This window comes from Clostridium sp. DSM 17811 (assembly GCF_018861905.1).
Lineage (GTDB): Bacteria > Bacillota > Clostridia > Clostridiales > Clostridiaceae > Clostridium_AD > Clostridium_AD frigoriphilum.
On the sequence record NZ_JAHLDU010000014.1, the window covers coordinates 39359 to 54214 of the forward strand.

Sequence of the window (14856 nt, forward strand, 5' to 3'; positions counted from 1 at the left end):
TAAAACCCTTCTATTTCATTATTTTAAGAAATAAGCAATGATAAGTAGCTTTTACTTTATTATTTTCAGAAAAATTTTCATTATAATACTTGATTACTCTTTTAATAAAAGTTAGAGAAGTACATTTATTGTTTTTATTACTATTATTAGCACCAGTTTTTTTTATTGAAGTGAAAAAATCATTACAGTTATTGAAATATTCATATTCAAATTTTTCTTTACCCTCTACTAAAACATCATCAATATTCTGATTTTTTGTAGCATCTTTACATAATGTAGATAATTCATTAAGACTATAAAAAGACTGTCCTGAATATATGGATTCTTTTATAGATAGTTCTTCCTTTACTTTTTTAAAACATTTATTTAATTCACAAAAAGTATGTTCTCCAAATGTAGAAAAGCAAAGGATACCATTTGGATTCAATAGAGTATATAATTTTTCTATTGTTGCATGTATATGATTAAACCATTGAAAGGTGGCATTAGAAATAATAATATCGTAAGTATTATTAAAATTCATTTCTTCCAAATCACCACAAATAAAATCAACAGAATCATTTTTAATTTTTGACTTTATTTCAGTAATCATTCCTGGCGCAATATCAACAGCGGTTATATGCGAATGCGGAAAAAGATCAATTAAAGTAGATGTTAAGTACCCCGTTCCACAACCAATCTCTAAAATGTTTTTAACTTCAGTGTTATTTTTATTGTTTTGCATCATAAATTTCACTAAAAAATTTTTCATATCCTTTTGCACGTGAGCATATTCATCATAATTTGATGCATTTTTACTAAAATGAAGTTTTAACTGCTTTTTATCAATCATAAATTCTCTCCCTTTATAGGTGTTTTTTTATAAATTTTGATATGAAATTATAACAATCATGAGGATTTGTGAAAAATGGGATATGACCTCCACTCTTTATAACTTCTATATTAGAATGTGTTAATATATTTTTAATATATAAAGTAGCCTCTATTGGACATATTTTATCTTCTTCACCATGAATCATTAATAAAGGAATATTTATATCTACTAATTTATTTCTTAAATCTTTTTGAATTAAATAATCAAGCTCCAATGCCAAGGAATCTACTGACTGAATTTTAATGTTATCCCCCATTATCTTTAAAAATTCCGTGTTATATCCCTTTTCCTTTTCTTCATCTGAAAACAACGAGTCATAAAAATTAAATAGTGTTACTTTCGGATTTTTATATAGCTGAGATTTCATTCTTTCTACAATTCTTTTATTCCACCCTAAATTGTACCCCTCTTCTTTATGTTGAATAAAAGAGCTTGTACCTCCAATTAAAATTAAGTTATTAACATTCCACAAATTATCTAAAACAATTTCCTCCGCTACTAATGATCCGAGTGACCATCCAAGTAAGGAAAAAGAGGAAAGTTGTTTTTCTTCTATAATGTTTATTACCTTTTGTTTAAACCCATCTAATAAATCAATGTTATCCCATTCAATAAAAATCAATTCAAAATCCTTTGATAAAAATCCACTAATTCTTTTCCAAACACAACTGTTCATTCCAAAGCCAGGTAGCATAATCAAATAGGGCTTATTCATAATAAGCCCCCAATAATCTTTAATTCTTTTCCTATTTCTTTAATTTTAACCAATGCTTCTTCTAAATCTTCTTTTGAATGTGTTGCCATTAAAGAAATTCTTAAACGACTTGTTCCTCGCGGTACAGAAGGTGGTCGAATGGCTGGTACATATACGCCTTGCGATAATAATATTTTGCTGAATTCAACAGCCTTGTCTACTTCTCCAATTAATATGGGAATGATTGGGGTTTGGGTTTCCATTACATTAAATCCTGCTACTTTAAGTTGGTTTTGAAACCAGTTTGAGGTTTTTAATAATTTAACTCTTCTTTCCTCATCCTTTTCAATAATTTCTAGTGCCTTTATAGAAACTGCGATTGTACTAGGGCATAAAGCTGTAGAATAAATAAAGCTCCTTGCAGAGTTTATTAAATAATTAATTAAATCCTTTTTACCGGCTACATATCCGCCTTCTGAAGCAACAGCTTTACTTAACGTTCCCATAATGATATCAATTTCATTATCTAAGCCAAAATATGATGCTGTACCTGATCCATTTTTACCTAAGATCCCGGTAGCATGTGCATCATCTACCATTGTCATCATGTTGAATTTCTTTGCAATTTTCACAATGTCTGGCAATGGTGCAATATCACCATCCATGCTAAATACACCATCTGTTACAATTAAATTGTTACTTCCTTTATACTTATTTATTTTATTTAATAAATCATTCATATCACAATGCTTGTACCTTATAAGTTTTGCACCACTTAACCGATAGCCATCAATAATACTAGCATGATTTAATTTATCGGAAAAAATCACCCAGCTAGCATCGCACAAGGCTGAAATAATACCCACATTAGCCATATATCCAGTATTAAAAACTAAACTTGCTTCAGTCCCTTTAAATGATGCAATCTTTTCCTCTAATTGTTTATGTAGGTCATAACTTCCTGTGGTTAATCTAGAACCACCTGATCCAACACCATATTTGTTGATTGCATCAATAGCAGCTTTTTTTAGCCTAAAATCATCACAAAGACCTAAATAGTTATTTGATCCTAAAAGTATAAAATCCTTTCCTTCAATTTTAACCCTAGGTGATTGCGCTGTATCAATGTATCTAAGTTCTCTATATAATCCTTTATCCTTAATTTTTATAAGTTTATCTGTTATATAATTCATTAATTAGTCCCCCTATAATCAAAATATATAACAAAAGCAAAACTTTGTCAACCAAATTTGTATGTTCGGTTTACAATTCATCTAATTACCCACTTTATATCAAAATAAAAAATAAAAATCTTTATTATGGATAGATATTCTTTTTATGCAAATAATACTAATGAGGTGATATTAATGAATAGTAACATTGAGTTTTTAGACTATATTTATCAAAATGCTGAAATGGGCAAAAGTACAATTAGTGAATTAATTGATATTGTACAAGATGAGCCATACAGAAAAAATTTGGAGTCACAACTGAAAGAGTACACTGAAATATTTGATATAACAAATAATAAAATTAAGGATACACAAGAATCATCTAAAGGCATAGGAACTCTTACTAAAATAACTTCATATATAATGATTAATATTAAAACACTAACAAATAAAACCCCATCTCATATATCTGAAATGCTAATTCAAGGTAGTACCATGGGGATTATTGATATTACAAAAAGACTTAAACAATATAAAGATGCCACTCAAGATATAAAAGATATAGCGAATAGGTTGTTAAAGTTCGAGCAACAAAATGTTGAAGAAATGAAAAAGTTTTTATAATCAATTACAAATTCTAATAAACAGACACATGCTGATATTGAAGAGATTAATAATAATATAAAAAAAAATTACTAGCCTTTAAGAGTTAGCAATTTTTTATTAAAGCATTGAGTTATATCTGTTGTTAAGCACTTAGTTAAATTTAACTGAGCAATTGAATATAAGAAATTTGTTTTGCTAATAGTATCTTTTTATATTTTTTATACTCGCATAGGATGAGAATCTTAGTCTTCTAGCTTTAATGCACCTTTAGCTGGAGTTTTAAATTTAGGTATACCAAGTATTATAGCAAATACTGATGAAATGCCTAAAAGATATGGATAACAAAGGTATTTCATTATTAAAAATGGTGAAATTGCTGCAAGACTAGAAGCAACCAAGAGTTGCGCACCATAAGGTATACACCCCTGTACAAAGCAAGCAAAAGTGTCTAAAAGGCTAGCAGCTTTTCTTTTATCTACACCATATTTTTCAGATAAGTCCTTAGCTAGTAAACCAACTATAATTATAGAAACAGTATTATTAGCAGTACATAAATCTACTAAACTAACTAATATACCAATGCCAAATTCAGCACCTTTCTCGGAGTGAATTCTCTTTTGTATTGTATTTAATAAAAAATCTATACCACCGTTGAATTTTATTAATTCACCTATACCACCAATTAGTATGGATATTATACATATGTCCTCCATACCTGCGATACCTTTTGCACAAAGTTGAAGTACCATAAATATATTAAATGAACCGTAAATAAGACCTATTATAGTTGCTAATATGATACCTCCAACTAATACTAATACTACGTTAAATCCTGTTAAAGCTACTACCAGTACAGCTATGTAAGGTAATATTTTAACTAATTGGTAGTTGTAACTTCCTGAATGATTGATTTGCATACCACCAGTTAAAAATGCATATATAAGTAATGTTATAATAGCGGCAGGAAGTACTATTTTAAAATTCGCTTTGAATTTATCTACCATTTCACAATCTTGAGTTTTAGTCGCAGCTACAGTAGAATTCGATATCATAGATAATCCATCACCAAACATAGCACCACTGACTACAGCAGCAATTAAAATCCCTATAGGTAAACCTGTTTTTTGTGCAATCTCAACTGCAATAGGTCCTAAAGTTACTATTGTTCCAACGGAAGTTCCAAGTGACATGGATATAAAAGAACCAATTATAAATATACCAGCTACTATAAAGTTAGGTGGGAAAATAGCTAGTCCTAAATTTACAGTAGAATCGACAGCTCCCATAGATTTGCTGACTTCAGCAAAAGCACCTGCTAAAATAAAAATTAAACACATAAGTATGATACTGGAGTCTCCACCACCTCTACAAAACCTTTCAACTTTTAATTCTATAGGTATTTTTTTGTTTTGAAGTATGGCTATGGTAGATGCAATTATTAAAGCTACAACTACAGGCATTTTATAAAAGTCCTTCATTATAATTGAAACACCAAGAAATAGAACCATAAATATGCCTAATGGTAACAATGCAATGGCACTACCTTTTTTTTCATCCATTATTTTAAATGCCCCCTCTTATATACACTTACTTTTATACACATTATATCTCATTTAACTTATTAAAGTGATTAATTATTAATAGATTTGAAGGGCCATATGTTGTGTGTTAAAAAAGTAGTTAAGATTAATCTTAGCTACTTTTAATATTTGTGTTATATAAAATTTAGTATGTATTTAAAATTTTTATCATTATGTTAAATATTTTAAATTTATATTAATATTCTATATAATTGAATAAAGGCATACTTATAGTAAAAGTTGAAGCAAAGTTTAGTTAAAAGGCAACTACTATTATTATTAAATGCTTATAATATTAGCTCTTTAATAATAGGGCTTTTATTATTAACGTTAAGTTTTTTATCGTATATGGAAGGATGTTGTATGATAATATGTTTTTCGACAAGTGTACTTGTCGAAAAGTTAGAATAATGGTATATTATACGCATAGATAGTAAAAGGAGTTTGTTAATTATGAAAAAAGAAGAAATTTTAAAAAAAAGCAAATATGAAAATTTATGGGAAGATGAAAGGAGTAAACAAGTTACAATAAAATCAGAAAAAGATGCAGCACAAATAGCAACTTTCATAATAGCATTAGTTATGTTTTGGAAAATGTATCATAAAATGCCTTTTAATGATTTGTTTGGAATTATTTTTATTCAACCTGCAATTACTTTTCTTTATAAGTATAAAAATAAAACAGAAGGAAAGTTATATTTATTTTTTGGAATTATACTGCTTTGCGTCTCAATTATATTCTTATTAGATTTCTTTATTAATGGAGCTAACTAAATATGGAAAAATTAACTTTGAAAAACAAATTAAGAGTTGCAAGAGCAGAAAAAAAGCTAACTCAAGATAGTTTAGCTGAAATGATTGGAGTTTCTCGGCAAACAATAAGTTCAATTGAAACTGGACAATTTTGTCCAACTGCGAAACTTGCACTTATCCTTTGCATTTCATTGGATATGAAGTTTGAAGAGTTATTTTACTTTGATTAAGCGACATTCTAATTACATTACATAAAACAAAAATATCTATTGAATCATTATTGGAAAATATAGTATGTAGTGAAACGAAAAAAATCTAATGGAAACTATTCGTGTAAAAAAAACATACTATCGGTATAATGTTTAGATATTCAAATCGCTTTCGTGATAAAAGATACTCTCTATTTAAAATCTGCATTGAAATATTACACCGGCTATACCGGATATTTCATATATTAGATTCTTTAACACTACCTATTACCTTTATAAATTTCCTTATTTTATCTATTTTAGCTATAGTAACTGCAAGTGTTATTCCCATTGCACCTATACATTTCGTTATTTTCCACGCACTAGGATCAGCAACTATAGGGAAAACATTATTTTTAGTTAACTCAGTATTTGCTTGAGCTTTTTAATAGTACTTATGGTTAATGAGGTAACATAATAGGAATTGCTTTACATTCAGATTTTGTTTTAGTTTTAAAAAATTACGTTTTTAAATGGATCTTCTGGGTTCAAAAAAACATCTTATTATATTGAATGTTACTTATTTTATGTGGAACATAATGGTATAATTACTTTAACATCATTTTTTAATTCTAAGAAATGATAAGCAGAAGTTCTAATATAATGGATCTAATGTAAAATTAGATTTAGGTGAAAAAATTTAAAAACTATTTCTAAAATGTTAGTTAATTTATGTTTTTCTATGCTATATTGAAAAACATAAATTAACTAAGAGTGGAGGTTTAAAATGATTATATGCAAAAATTGTGGTAATGAAGTAGATGAAAATGAACCTTATTGTCATTATTGTAGTCATGATATATATGAGAGTTTAGAGGATTCTCAAATTTCTTCAATTAATAATATTCAAAAGTTAAATACTAAGAAAGGGCGCCTTACGACTCTATTGGTAGCAGGCACCATAATAGCATGTTTTTGTATACCGATATTAATGAGCCATAAATTAAATCATAATGTTGCTCTTCTTAAGCAATCATCTAATAAAAAATATAACAATGTATCACAAATACATTATAATGATAAAATTAGCAAAAAAATTAATCAGCATGTAGAAACATCTAAAGTGCCTTCTATAAGAAAACACAACAAGAAACAGCTATAACTAATCAATATATTAAAGAAGACACTGAAAACAATTTTAGCTACACAACAAACTATAGGAATATTAACGGAAGTAAAGACAGTTTAATTAATAAAAAATTATTGCAATGTTAATACAATGTCAATAATTTTCCATTACAATAATAATGATACAAATTTTGTATAATTTATACTATTATTGTAATAGAATAAAAATAAAAAACAGGAGTGATTTTAATATGAATAAGACATTATCTAGCTTAGTAATAGCTTTAGCATTGTCAACATCTGTAGTACCTACATTGGCGGTTAGCGCTACCACTGTACCAAAAGCAGCAACAACAAAAGTAAAAGCGGTAGTAAAATCTAAAACAGTATCTAAAATACAATATGGTGTAACTACATCTATTTTAAACATAAGAACCGGTGCATCAACTAGCGATTCTATACTAGGAAAATATGCTAACAAAACTAAAATTGCAATCCTCGGTAGAACCGGTAGTTTTTATAAAGTAAGCTACAGTGGTAAAACAGGATATGTAAGTATTAAATATGTGAAACTAACAACTAAATAAGGTATTATACCAAATTAGTAGGTTAATGAAGAATATTCTTTTATTTTGTCCCACTCACTATAGACGTTGGTATCACGAAAAATTTATAACCATTCCTCGCTCTCTAAGAGGTGGAATGGTTATTTTAAAAGTATTTAATCTAAAATATAAATTCTATCTAAACTTCCCCTCTCCTACCATGGATTTTAATTCTTTATTTGTAGCCGCTATAACCCTAACATTAACTCTATTAGTATTATTCGAACCAATTATTTGAATTTCCCCAGACTGAAGTACTAAAAGTCTGGATATCATTCGCCATTTCTTAAAAATGGCTTTACTCCACAGTATTAAATTACTACTATTATTGAACTTTACCTAAATCCCAATAAGTAGTTATTTTTTCTTTCCATACAAAACTATACTTTTCTAATAAATCTTTAGGATCTATCGGCTTTCTGCCAGTTAATTTTTCAACAGTATCCGTTTCATCTGCCATTAAACCATCTCTAATACCTGATTCATTTGTTACCATATCATTAGCACACCATGGTACAGGTGATTTTGGATAATTTCCATGTGAAGTACGAGGAATATATATTGAATCTAAATAATCATAATATTCTTCATTAAGCGTTGTATATTCATAATCAATACCAGATAATTTACTAATCATATCACAAATTTCATGTTGACTAACTAATTTACCTGGGCATGTAAAAATCAATTGCTCTCCTGATACCTCTTTCAACATATTTGAAGCTACTCTTCCTCCTAGTTGTCCATCTGATCCTGTAACAATATAACGCATATTTTTTCCCTCCATTTGTTTTTAATTAAAGGTATTAATCGAATAAATAATTTAATAAGCCGTTGGCTAAACTCAAACATTTACATCAAGTAATATCTTATTTGTTAATATTTTAACGTTTTTTTTATTGGAACAGAAATCGAAATATGTTATTATTAATAGAAAACTTCTATAAGTGAAGGCGGTAAATTAATACTCTAGAAGATGAACTCAGATTAAAATTATTAATTAGAACAAAGAGAAAAGAAATTTATTTACCAATTATAATTTTGATTTAACTTTCACTGTAAAAGAAAGTATTCAAGATTTATCAGATGTTGATTATGAAGAGCTTTTTACCGGAAGATTTGTCTGTGTCTTACCTAAAGACCATCCACTAACTCACAAAGCTATCATTAAAATAGATGACCTTCAAAATCAATCCCTTATTCTCTTAGACCCTGAGCTTTCCATTATTCCTATGGATATAAGTGATTTAATTTCATATGGGATTGCATGGCATAAAAACAATGTACACGATGAAATAAAAGGGTTCATTGCAATTACAAAACAAATCTATAAAATTCATAAAGTAAACTAATAATTTGTTGTTAAAATAATTAGAAAAAGCCTATCCATTCCATAAAATATCCTCCTTAAATTTGTTACATCATTTTTTACTGTTGCAGCATAAATAATTTATTTAATTATACCATTATTACTGTAAAATCCACGGCTAAAGCTGGTATACTTAATCCTATAATTGGACTTGAATTACATACAACTTTAGCTTTTGAAATATTCATACTTAGACAGTATTCGTATCATTTGGTGGGTAACCTAAAAAAGAGTATTATTTTTATTGACAGCTCATTGTTAATTGTATACAATGTAATTGAACGCAATTGATATATTGTATTATTAGAAAGGATTATAGGTTGCCTTTAATAACCTAAATATATTTTACAAGAGGTATAATAAATGAATATTGATTTTTCAATTGAAGATGCAGTAAAAAAAAGATACAGTGTAAGAAACTATCAAGAAAGAGAAATTGAACCAACTAAAAGAAAAGCTATTGAATCTTTTATTGATTCTTTAAATAATCCATTTGGAAATGAAGTCAATTTTCACTATCTTGATGACAAGGACATAAAAAACAAAGAAAAACTTGGAACCTACGGCGTTATTAAAGGCTCAAAGCAATACATCGGAACAACTATTAAATTAGAACCAATGGCACTCGAAGCATTGGGATATGAATTGGAATCAGTAGTTCTTTATTTAGCACATCTTGATCTTGGAACTTGCTTTCTCGGAGGAACCTTCGATCGTGAAGGCTTTGCAGATGCTATGAAGATTAAAGAAGGAGAATTATTCCCAATCATAACACCTTATGGATATGCCGCCGCCACTAAGCATGAAAAAGAGATAGAAATGAGAACAATGATTCAAGCAGATAAACGTAAAGAATGGGATCAATTATTTTATAAAAATGATTTTAATTCTCCTCTTACTAAAGAAGAAGCCGGTAGTCTTGCCTTTCCACTAGAAATGGTTCGATTAGCACCATCAGCATCAAATAAACAGCCGTGGAGAATACTTCTTAAAGATGGTGACTTCCATTTTTATGAATGTAAAGAACCTGGATATAGCGATAGGTTCCCCTACGATATCCAAAAAGTAGATATGGGAATTGCCGCAGCACACTTTGATTTTTCACTTAAAGAAAAAGGTATTAAAGGTCATTTTAATACGGTATCTAAGCCGAAGCTAGAGTTGCCTGAGAATATGGAGTATGTTTTTTCTTGGATAAGGGAATAAAAAGTGAAACAAGAGAAGCCATTATAAAGAGGCCTCTCTTGTTTCATTTATATTTACATATATTATTTTCATAAGGTTTAAGCACTTCTGAAGATATTTAATATCTTCGTCAGTTGTGTTTTCAGTTATTTCAGATCTAGGAGCGCAGACATAAAGATAAAGTTTATTTTGCTCAATTATAGATATTAGTTTTCAGGGTACTCCTCGTCAGTACAGTACCCTGAGTTATAGACGTTTTGGCAAGCTTCTTTGTAGTCTTTAGACGTTATTACAGATTTGTACCTGCTAAAGCTTAAAAGCTTTCCATGGTCCAGGATGCTTGCCTCGAGCGTTTCATACTTTCTAAACACACACACCATGGGAGTGCTTACTCCATTTATAAATTCATGAGTATTAAATTCTTGAACTTCATATCCAGAGCCTTCTGTCCATTTGATACCAAAGATGTTATTACCTTTAACATATTGCAGCCAGCCTGTTTCGAGTATTGCCTGAGCTATAGTTAATGAGGGAAGGATGTTGTATTTTTCATAGGATAGTAATGCTCCTGGGATTAGGCTTTCTATTATTTGGGTTTTGTCCATTGGTGATTCCTCCTTTAGGGTTTTAACTTATATATATGGAGGAAGGGAGAGGTTTTGAGATTTTGGGAAGATTATTTTATTATACTTAGTTAATTTTAACTGAGCAATTACGATTTTGAATGGATACTTTTGATTCAATATAATTTTCATTATTATTCTGACGCTTGGATAAGGCAATAGTAGTATAATTGAATAAATGTTTGATGTTATACTTGTACAGTACAATCATATTAAATTTAAAAATAAAATCAATGGGTGGTAGACTTAGTATGAGTAAAAAAACAAATAGATTCTGGAGCATTGTAGTAATTATTTTTTCAGTATTAGCAATTATTTGTGAACTATTATACAAACATTACTTAATATTAATATTTATGATTCCACAAATATTAATTGCAATTTATAACATAAAAAATTTTAGGGTGGAAAAATAGTTTGGTACAATTTATTCATTTATATCGATACAATTAAATCCACATTAAATGATATGGGTTTACTTTATTAAGTGCGTATTGATATTCTGAAAGTAACACAATACCAATTGAGTTACTTTCAGATTGAGGCTATTACTCATAATTTTTTTAAAGAATTAAATCTTTGTTTTCATAATACTTAATTGATATATTCACCGATGTATACAATATTATAAGTAATATACCTATGAGGGCAACATTAGCTATTATACCTGGTATACCACTAAAATATTTAACAATATTATAAATATTTTCACTGCCCATAATATACAAAACTAAGATTGGAACAAAACATATAAGAATACTTACAAGAGCAAAGATATTTCGTACCTTTAAATATTCTAATTTAAAATAAATCGGGAAATAAATAGATATAAACAATATAGTACTTAAAAGAGAATACATAATTATAATTTTGAAATTCATTAGTTTACTAAAATCATCAAGATGCATTAACTTACTTACATGAATAAAAGCACCAACGCCTAAACCAGAAATCCCTATACGTCTAAATACAAATGTGAAAACTATAGTGCAAATAATAGCAAAAATTAAAAATAGCATGGATTCTATATATTTTGAAAATACTACCTCTCTTCTGTTTACTGGTAAACTGCTAAACATAATATTGGAATTATACTTATAATCATTTTCACAAGAGTTCTTAAAATACTCATAGGCAATAAGTGGCGGAACTATTATATAAATAAACGCTGGAGCATTTATGAAAAACATATTATTTGTAAAACATAGTATTAAAACTACTGGAAAAGTTCCTTTGGTAATGCTAATGTCCTTTAAAACTAAATTAAACATATTACTTCCTCCATTAAAACCTTACTTATTTTTTATTCTTGTATATATTCCTATTGATAATAAAATTGCGATTCCTAAGAAAAAAAATGCAGATTGTTTTCTCACAATATATTCTGTAATAGTTGCTATTAACAATTTACTACCCCCTAATATCGAATTTGAATAAGTTTTCAACCTTATTATTTTAATCTATAAATCCTTATTAATATAAATTTTGAGTGAAGTAAAAATTGATATAGAAATTAATATAATTGAGCAGCATAGAAATGACATAACCATATATAATTCAAAATTAGGCAAAATCACAAAATTCATTAAAGAGTCTTTTGCAGTACCATTGTCAATGAGTGTAACTATCACAACTGTAATAGTTACACAAATAAATATAAAATAATTCAAAACCTTGTTAATCAATTGTGATTTTAAGTATCCAAGCCATAGATAAATGGGTAAATATACGCAGCTGTAAACAACAGTAAAAATTGAAACTATTATTATATCAGTTAAATTCATAAATCTATTAATATGGCTAAGTCCAGAAAATTTGATTATAGAAGCAAATAGTATTGTAATAGCAATTCCAATAATAAGAAAAATAAAACTTGATAAATACTTGCTAATAACTATTTCTTTTCGGTTTACTGGCAAGCTGTTAATCATTCTATCAACATCATTTCTTTCACCAAATCCACAACTGCTTGTAATTAATGAAATTGCAAATATAGATGGTGTTAAAATATAAACAGATGCAGCTCCTAGAAATTGTAGAATACAAATGATAATAAAATTTAATAAGATTGCTATCATTAAATCCTTAGTACTTTTTTTCTGCATAAGAATATCCTTTAGAACTAAGTTAAACATTCCTACCTCCCTTAACCGTATAAACCATAATATCCTCTAGACTTGCTCTTTCAATTAAAATGTCTTTACCAATAACCTTTTTTATTCTTTCAGCGTTGTCAGTTAAAGCTTCAAATCCAAAAGAATTTTCATTTATTCCAATAAATTCTCGTTTTATATTATCAGTTATAAGTGATCGATCACCTTTTACAATTTTGTATTTTTCTAATATATCATCTTTAGAATCAGAGAAAACTATCTTGCCCTTATTAATAAAGGTAATTGAATCAGCCACCTTCTCTAAATCTGTAGTTATATGTGTTGAAAAAAATATACTTTTATTTTCATCTTGAATGATAAAACGAAGAATTTGTAATAATTCACTTCTAAATACAGGATCTAACCCTGAAGTTGGTTCATCCATTAAGATAAGTTCAGCTTTATGTGAAAGTGCAATAGCAAGAGAATATTTTATTTTCATACCTTTTGACAATTCTTTTATCTTTTTATTTTTAGGTAAGTTAAAATCTAAAAGATATTTATTAAATGCATTATTATCCCAATTTTTATAGAACCGAGATATTATATTTTTCATTTCAATTAATTTTAAATTTTCATAACAGTATGTTTCATCGTATACAAAACCTATTCTCTGTTTAATATTCTTTTCACTTTTTATGTTATCAAGACCAAAAATTTTCACATTTCCTGAATCTTTTTTAATCAAATTCATTATAAGATTTATTGTAGTACTTTTGCCGGAACCATTTGGCCCTATAAACCCCATAATATAACCTTTTTTCAATTTAAAATTTACATCATTTAAAGTAAAATCTTTATAGTTTTTGGTTAAATTTTTAACTTCTAAAATATTATCCGTATTAATCCCCACCCCTATTTAGTATTTTCAGATAAAATATCAAGTAATTCTTTCAAATCGTCTAAAGACAAATCAATAAATTTGCTTTCTTCAATAGCCTCTGTTAATTTATCTTCAATAATTTTCATCTTTCTTTCCCTCAATAACTCTTTGTTTTGCCCTGCTACATAGGATCCTTTTCCATGTACGGTGTTTATAAAACCTTCCATTTCAAGCTTTTCATAAGCCCTTTTAGTTGTACTGACACTAATTCGAAGCTCAATAGCTAAATTTCTAATAGAGGGAAGTGCATCACCTTCATTTAATTGTTCACTAAAAATATTATTTTTTATCTGTGTTGTAATCTGTTCATATATCGGCTCATCAGATGAGTTTGAGATTATTATTTTCATTTTAAGTCTCCTTTAAGGAAATATATAACTGTGCTAACTGTACTAACTGTTTGTATACAGTATATGCTTTTTTTCGCTTATGTCAACATAATAAATAGAAAAAGTTGCTACAGCCGAATACTTATGTCGTCACCAATAACCCCATATAAATAAATATAGGGCTACTTTGTTAATCTCATATTAATAACCTGAAAGTAACACAATAGTAATTGTGTTACTTTCACTTGAAGTCTATAGGCTAAATGTACATTTATCTTTCCCATGTTAATTATATTAAATGGGCTATTACGGTGATATTTATTAATTGCAACCAGTGGTTGACGACAAAATGAAAATAATCGATTTTTACACGTATATCAGCTGTATCAGAGATTAATATTAGCTATTTAGTTCTACTATTTAAAAATGACTGAATTGTTATTGTAACAAAAAGAGCAGAAATAATAGCTAAATTTTTATCAATAAATCTACCAACTAAAAACCAACAACCAATACCGATTAAAAAACAAATTACTCCATTTAAAAAATACTTCATAGAACTCCTCCTTTATCAAAATCTAATTGGGCTGTTTTGCCTATTTCCGCGAAAAGTTATATTAATATGACGCAGTGACAGTATTTTACGTACTTAAAAATAATATTTGATAATTTTAAACCATGAATGTTACATAGCTTAAATATTGATATTGATAA

General features: G+C 28.0%; 19 protein-coding genes and 1 pseudogene. 8 read left to right on the forward strand and 12 right to left on the reverse strand.

Annotated features, from left to right (window positions below):
* Positions 1 to 10: 10 nt before the first annotated feature.
* Genes bioC through bioF form a run of 3 tightly spaced genes read right to left on the reverse strand, consistent with a single transcriptional unit; the run spans position 11 to position 2761 of the window.
* Positions 11 to 832, reverse strand: a complete 822-nt coding sequence (gene bioC, locus KPL44_RS16355; protein WP_216252444.1) for a malonyl-ACP O-methyltransferase BioC — start codon at positions 830 to 832, stop codon at positions 11 to 13.
* Positions 833 to 845: 13 nt separating this feature from the next.
* Complete coding sequence (locus tag KPL44_RS16360) at positions 846 to 1589, reverse strand: alpha/beta fold hydrolase (protein ID WP_216252446.1); 744 nt, start codon at positions 1587 to 1589, stop codon at positions 846 to 848.
* Complete coding sequence (gene bioF, locus KPL44_RS16365; protein WP_216252447.1) at positions 1586 to 2761, reverse strand: 8-amino-7-oxononanoate synthase; 1176 nt, start codon at positions 2759 to 2761, stop codon at positions 1586 to 1588. Before bioF ends, KPL44_RS16360 begins: the two co-directional genes overlap by 4 nt.
* A gap of 174 nt (positions 2762 to 2935) precedes the next feature.
* On the opposite strand from bioF, the gene KPL44_RS16370 reads away from it, so the two are divergent.
* Positions 2936 to 3364 (forward strand): hypothetical protein, encoded by a 429-nt coding sequence (locus KPL44_RS16370; protein WP_216252449.1) that lies wholly within the window; start codon positions 2936 to 2938, stop codon positions 3362 to 3364.
* A gap of 224 nt (positions 3365 to 3588) precedes the next feature.
* Here KPL44_RS16370 and KPL44_RS16375 read toward each other — a convergent pair whose 3' ends face one another.
* Positions 3589 to 4905 carry a Na+/H+ antiporter NhaC family protein gene (locus KPL44_RS16375; RefSeq protein WP_216252451.1) on the reverse strand — a complete coding sequence of 439 codons (1317 nt, stop codon included), beginning with the start codon at positions 4903 to 4905 and terminating at the stop codon, positions 3589 to 3591.
* Between the two features lie 474 nt (positions 4906 to 5379).
* Between KPL44_RS16375 and KPL44_RS16380 the strand changes: the two genes are divergently transcribed.
* The 4 genes from KPL44_RS16380 (at position 5380) to KPL44_RS16395 (ending at position 7582) form a co-directional block, all read left to right on the forward strand.
* Complete coding sequence (locus tag KPL44_RS16380; RefSeq protein WP_216252453.1) at positions 5380 to 5700, forward strand: DUF6442 family protein; 321 nt, start codon at positions 5380 to 5382, stop codon at positions 5698 to 5700.
* Positions 5701 to 5702: 2 nt separating this feature from the next.
* Positions 5703 to 5909 (forward strand): helix-turn-helix transcriptional regulator, encoded by a 207-nt coding sequence (locus tag KPL44_RS16385; protein WP_216171385.1) that lies wholly within the window; start codon positions 5703 to 5705, stop codon positions 5907 to 5909.
* A 745-nt stretch (positions 5910 to 6654) separates the two neighbouring features.
* A complete protein-coding gene (locus tag KPL44_RS16390) occupies positions 6655 to 7029 on the forward strand; it encodes a zinc-ribbon domain-containing protein (RefSeq protein WP_216252454.1) in 375 nt (124 codons plus the stop codon).
* 217 nt (positions 7030 to 7246) lie between these two features.
* Positions 7247 to 7582, forward strand: coding sequence for an SH3 domain-containing protein (locus KPL44_RS16395; RefSeq protein ID WP_216252457.1), 336 nt, complete (start codon positions 7247 to 7249; stop codon positions 7580 to 7582).
* A 153-nt stretch (positions 7583 to 7735) separates the two neighbouring features.
* Here the strand turns inward: KPL44_RS16395 and KPL44_RS16400 are convergent, their stop codons facing one another.
* Together KPL44_RS16400 and KPL44_RS16405 are read right to left on the reverse strand one after the other, a co-directional pair.
* A complete protein-coding gene (locus KPL44_RS16400) occupies positions 7736 to 7876 on the reverse strand; it encodes a sigma 54-interacting transcriptional regulator (RefSeq protein ID WP_216252458.1) in 141 nt (46 codons plus the stop codon).
* A gap of 49 nt (positions 7877 to 7925) precedes the next feature.
* Complete coding sequence (locus KPL44_RS16405; protein WP_253201812.1) at positions 7926 to 8372, reverse strand: hypothetical protein; 447 nt, start codon at positions 8370 to 8372, stop codon at positions 7926 to 7928.
* A gap of 271 nt (positions 8373 to 8643) precedes the next feature.
* Here KPL44_RS16405 and KPL44_RS16410 point away from each other — a divergent pair.
* Both KPL44_RS16410 and KPL44_RS16415 read left to right on the forward strand, forming a co-directional pair.
* Positions 8644 to 8952: pseudogene (locus tag KPL44_RS16410) on the forward strand (LysR substrate-binding domain-containing protein); the annotation flags it as partial.
* Positions 8953 to 9332: 380 nt separating this feature from the next.
* Positions 9333 to 10175, forward strand: coding sequence for a nitroreductase family protein (locus KPL44_RS16415; protein ID WP_216252460.1), 843 nt, complete (start codon positions 9333 to 9335; stop codon positions 10173 to 10175).
* Positions 10176 to 10360: 185 nt separating this feature from the next.
* Here the strand turns inward: KPL44_RS16415 and KPL44_RS16420 are convergent, their stop codons facing one another.
* A complete protein-coding gene (locus tag KPL44_RS16420) occupies positions 10361 to 10759 on the reverse strand; it encodes a glycoside hydrolase family 73 protein (protein ID WP_216252462.1) in 399 nt (132 codons plus the stop codon).
* Positions 10760 to 11028: 269 nt separating this feature from the next.
* Between KPL44_RS16420 and KPL44_RS16425 the strand changes: the two genes are divergently transcribed.
* Positions 11029 to 11193 carry a hypothetical protein gene (locus KPL44_RS16425; protein WP_216252463.1) on the forward strand — a complete coding sequence of 55 codons (165 nt, stop codon included), beginning with the start codon at positions 11029 to 11031 and terminating at the stop codon, positions 11191 to 11193.
* 147 nt (positions 11194 to 11340) lie between these two features.
* On the opposite strand, the gene KPL44_RS16430 is transcribed toward KPL44_RS16425, so the two are convergent.
* The 5 genes from KPL44_RS16430 to KPL44_RS16450 form a co-directional block, all read right to left on the reverse strand.
* Positions 11341 to 12048, reverse strand: coding sequence for an ABC-2 transporter permease (locus KPL44_RS16430; protein WP_216252465.1), 708 nt, complete (start codon positions 12046 to 12048; stop codon positions 11341 to 11343).
* 189 nt (positions 12049 to 12237) lie between these two features.
* On the reverse strand, positions 12238 to 12912 hold the full coding sequence (locus KPL44_RS16435; RefSeq protein WP_216252467.1) for an ABC-2 transporter permease: 675 nt from the start codon (positions 12910 to 12912) through the stop codon (positions 12238 to 12240).
* Entirely contained in the window at positions 12905 to 13783 is an 879-nt protein-coding gene (locus KPL44_RS16440; RefSeq protein WP_331702775.1) for an ABC transporter ATP-binding protein, read from the reverse strand. Before KPL44_RS16440 ends, KPL44_RS16435 begins: the two co-directional genes overlap by 8 nt.
* Before the next feature lie 2 nt (positions 13784 to 13785).
* Positions 13786 to 14163, reverse strand: a complete 378-nt coding sequence (locus KPL44_RS16445) for a GntR family transcriptional regulator (protein ID WP_216252469.1) — start codon at positions 14161 to 14163, stop codon at positions 13786 to 13788.
* Between the two features lie 382 nt (positions 14164 to 14545).
* Positions 14546 to 14698, reverse strand: a complete 153-nt coding sequence (locus KPL44_RS16450) for a hypothetical protein (protein ID WP_216252471.1) — start codon at positions 14696 to 14698, stop codon at positions 14546 to 14548.
* Positions 14699 to 14856: the final 158 nt, after the last annotated feature.

What these genes read in the sequence shown, in the direction of transcription:
- bioC (WP_216252444.1), bottom strand. Translation starts at nt 832, where the DNA reads ATGATTGATAAAAAGCAGTTAAAACTTCATTTTAGTAAAAATGCATCA.
- KPL44_RS16360 (WP_216252446.1), bottom strand. Translation starts at nt 1,589, where the DNA reads ATGAATAAGCCCTATTTGATTATGCTACCTGGCTTTGGAATGAACAGT.
- bioF (WP_216252447.1), bottom strand. Translation starts at nt 2,761, where the DNA reads ATGAATTATATAACAGATAAACTTATAAAAATTAAGGATAAAGGATTA.
- KPL44_RS16370 (WP_216252449.1), top strand. Translation starts at nt 2,936, where the DNA reads ATGAATAGTAACATTGAGTTTTTAGACTATATTTATCAAAATGCTGAA.
- KPL44_RS16375 (WP_216252451.1), bottom strand. Translation starts at nt 4,905, where the DNA reads ATGGATGAAAAAAAAGGTAGTGCCATTGCATTGTTACCATTAGGCATA.
- KPL44_RS16380 (WP_216252453.1), top strand. Translation starts at nt 5,380, where the DNA reads ATGAAAAAAGAAGAAATTTTAAAAAAAAGCAAATATGAAAATTTATGG.
- KPL44_RS16385 (WP_216171385.1), top strand. Translation starts at nt 5,703, where the DNA reads ATGGAAAAATTAACTTTGAAAAACAAATTAAGAGTTGCAAGAGCAGAA.
- KPL44_RS16390 (WP_216252454.1), top strand. Translation starts at nt 6,655, where the DNA reads ATGATTATATGCAAAAATTGTGGTAATGAAGTAGATGAAAATGAACCT.
- KPL44_RS16395 (WP_216252457.1), top strand. Translation starts at nt 7,247, where the DNA reads ATGAATAAGACATTATCTAGCTTAGTAATAGCTTTAGCATTGTCAACA.
- KPL44_RS16400 (WP_216252458.1), bottom strand. Translation starts at nt 7,876, where the DNA reads ATGATATCCAGACTTTTAGTACTTCAGTCTGGGGAAATTCAAATAATT.
- KPL44_RS16405 (WP_253201812.1), bottom strand. Translation starts at nt 8,372, where the DNA reads ATGCGTTATATTGTTACAGGATCAGATGGACAACTAGGAGGAAGAGTA.
- KPL44_RS16415 (WP_216252460.1), top strand. Translation starts at nt 9,333, where the DNA reads ATGAATATTGATTTTTCAATTGAAGATGCAGTAAAAAAAAGATACAGT.
- KPL44_RS16420 (WP_216252462.1), bottom strand. Translation starts at nt 10,759, where the DNA reads ATGGACAAAACCCAAATAATAGAAAGCCTAATCCCAGGAGCATTACTA.
- KPL44_RS16425 (WP_216252463.1), top strand. Translation starts at nt 11,029, where the DNA reads ATGAGTAAAAAAACAAATAGATTCTGGAGCATTGTAGTAATTATTTTT.
- KPL44_RS16430 (WP_216252465.1), bottom strand. Translation starts at nt 12,048, where the DNA reads ATGTTTAATTTAGTTTTAAAGGACATTAGCATTACCAAAGGAACTTTT.
- KPL44_RS16435 (WP_216252467.1), bottom strand. Translation starts at nt 12,912, where the DNA reads ATGTTTAACTTAGTTCTAAAGGATATTCTTATGCAGAAAAAAAGTACT.
- KPL44_RS16445 (WP_216252469.1), bottom strand. Translation starts at nt 14,163, where the DNA reads ATGAAAATAATAATCTCAAACTCATCTGATGAGCCGATATATGAACAG.
- KPL44_RS16450 (WP_216252471.1), bottom strand. Translation starts at nt 14,698, where the DNA reads ATGAAGTATTTTTTAAATGGAGTAATTTGTTTTTTAATCGGTATTGGT.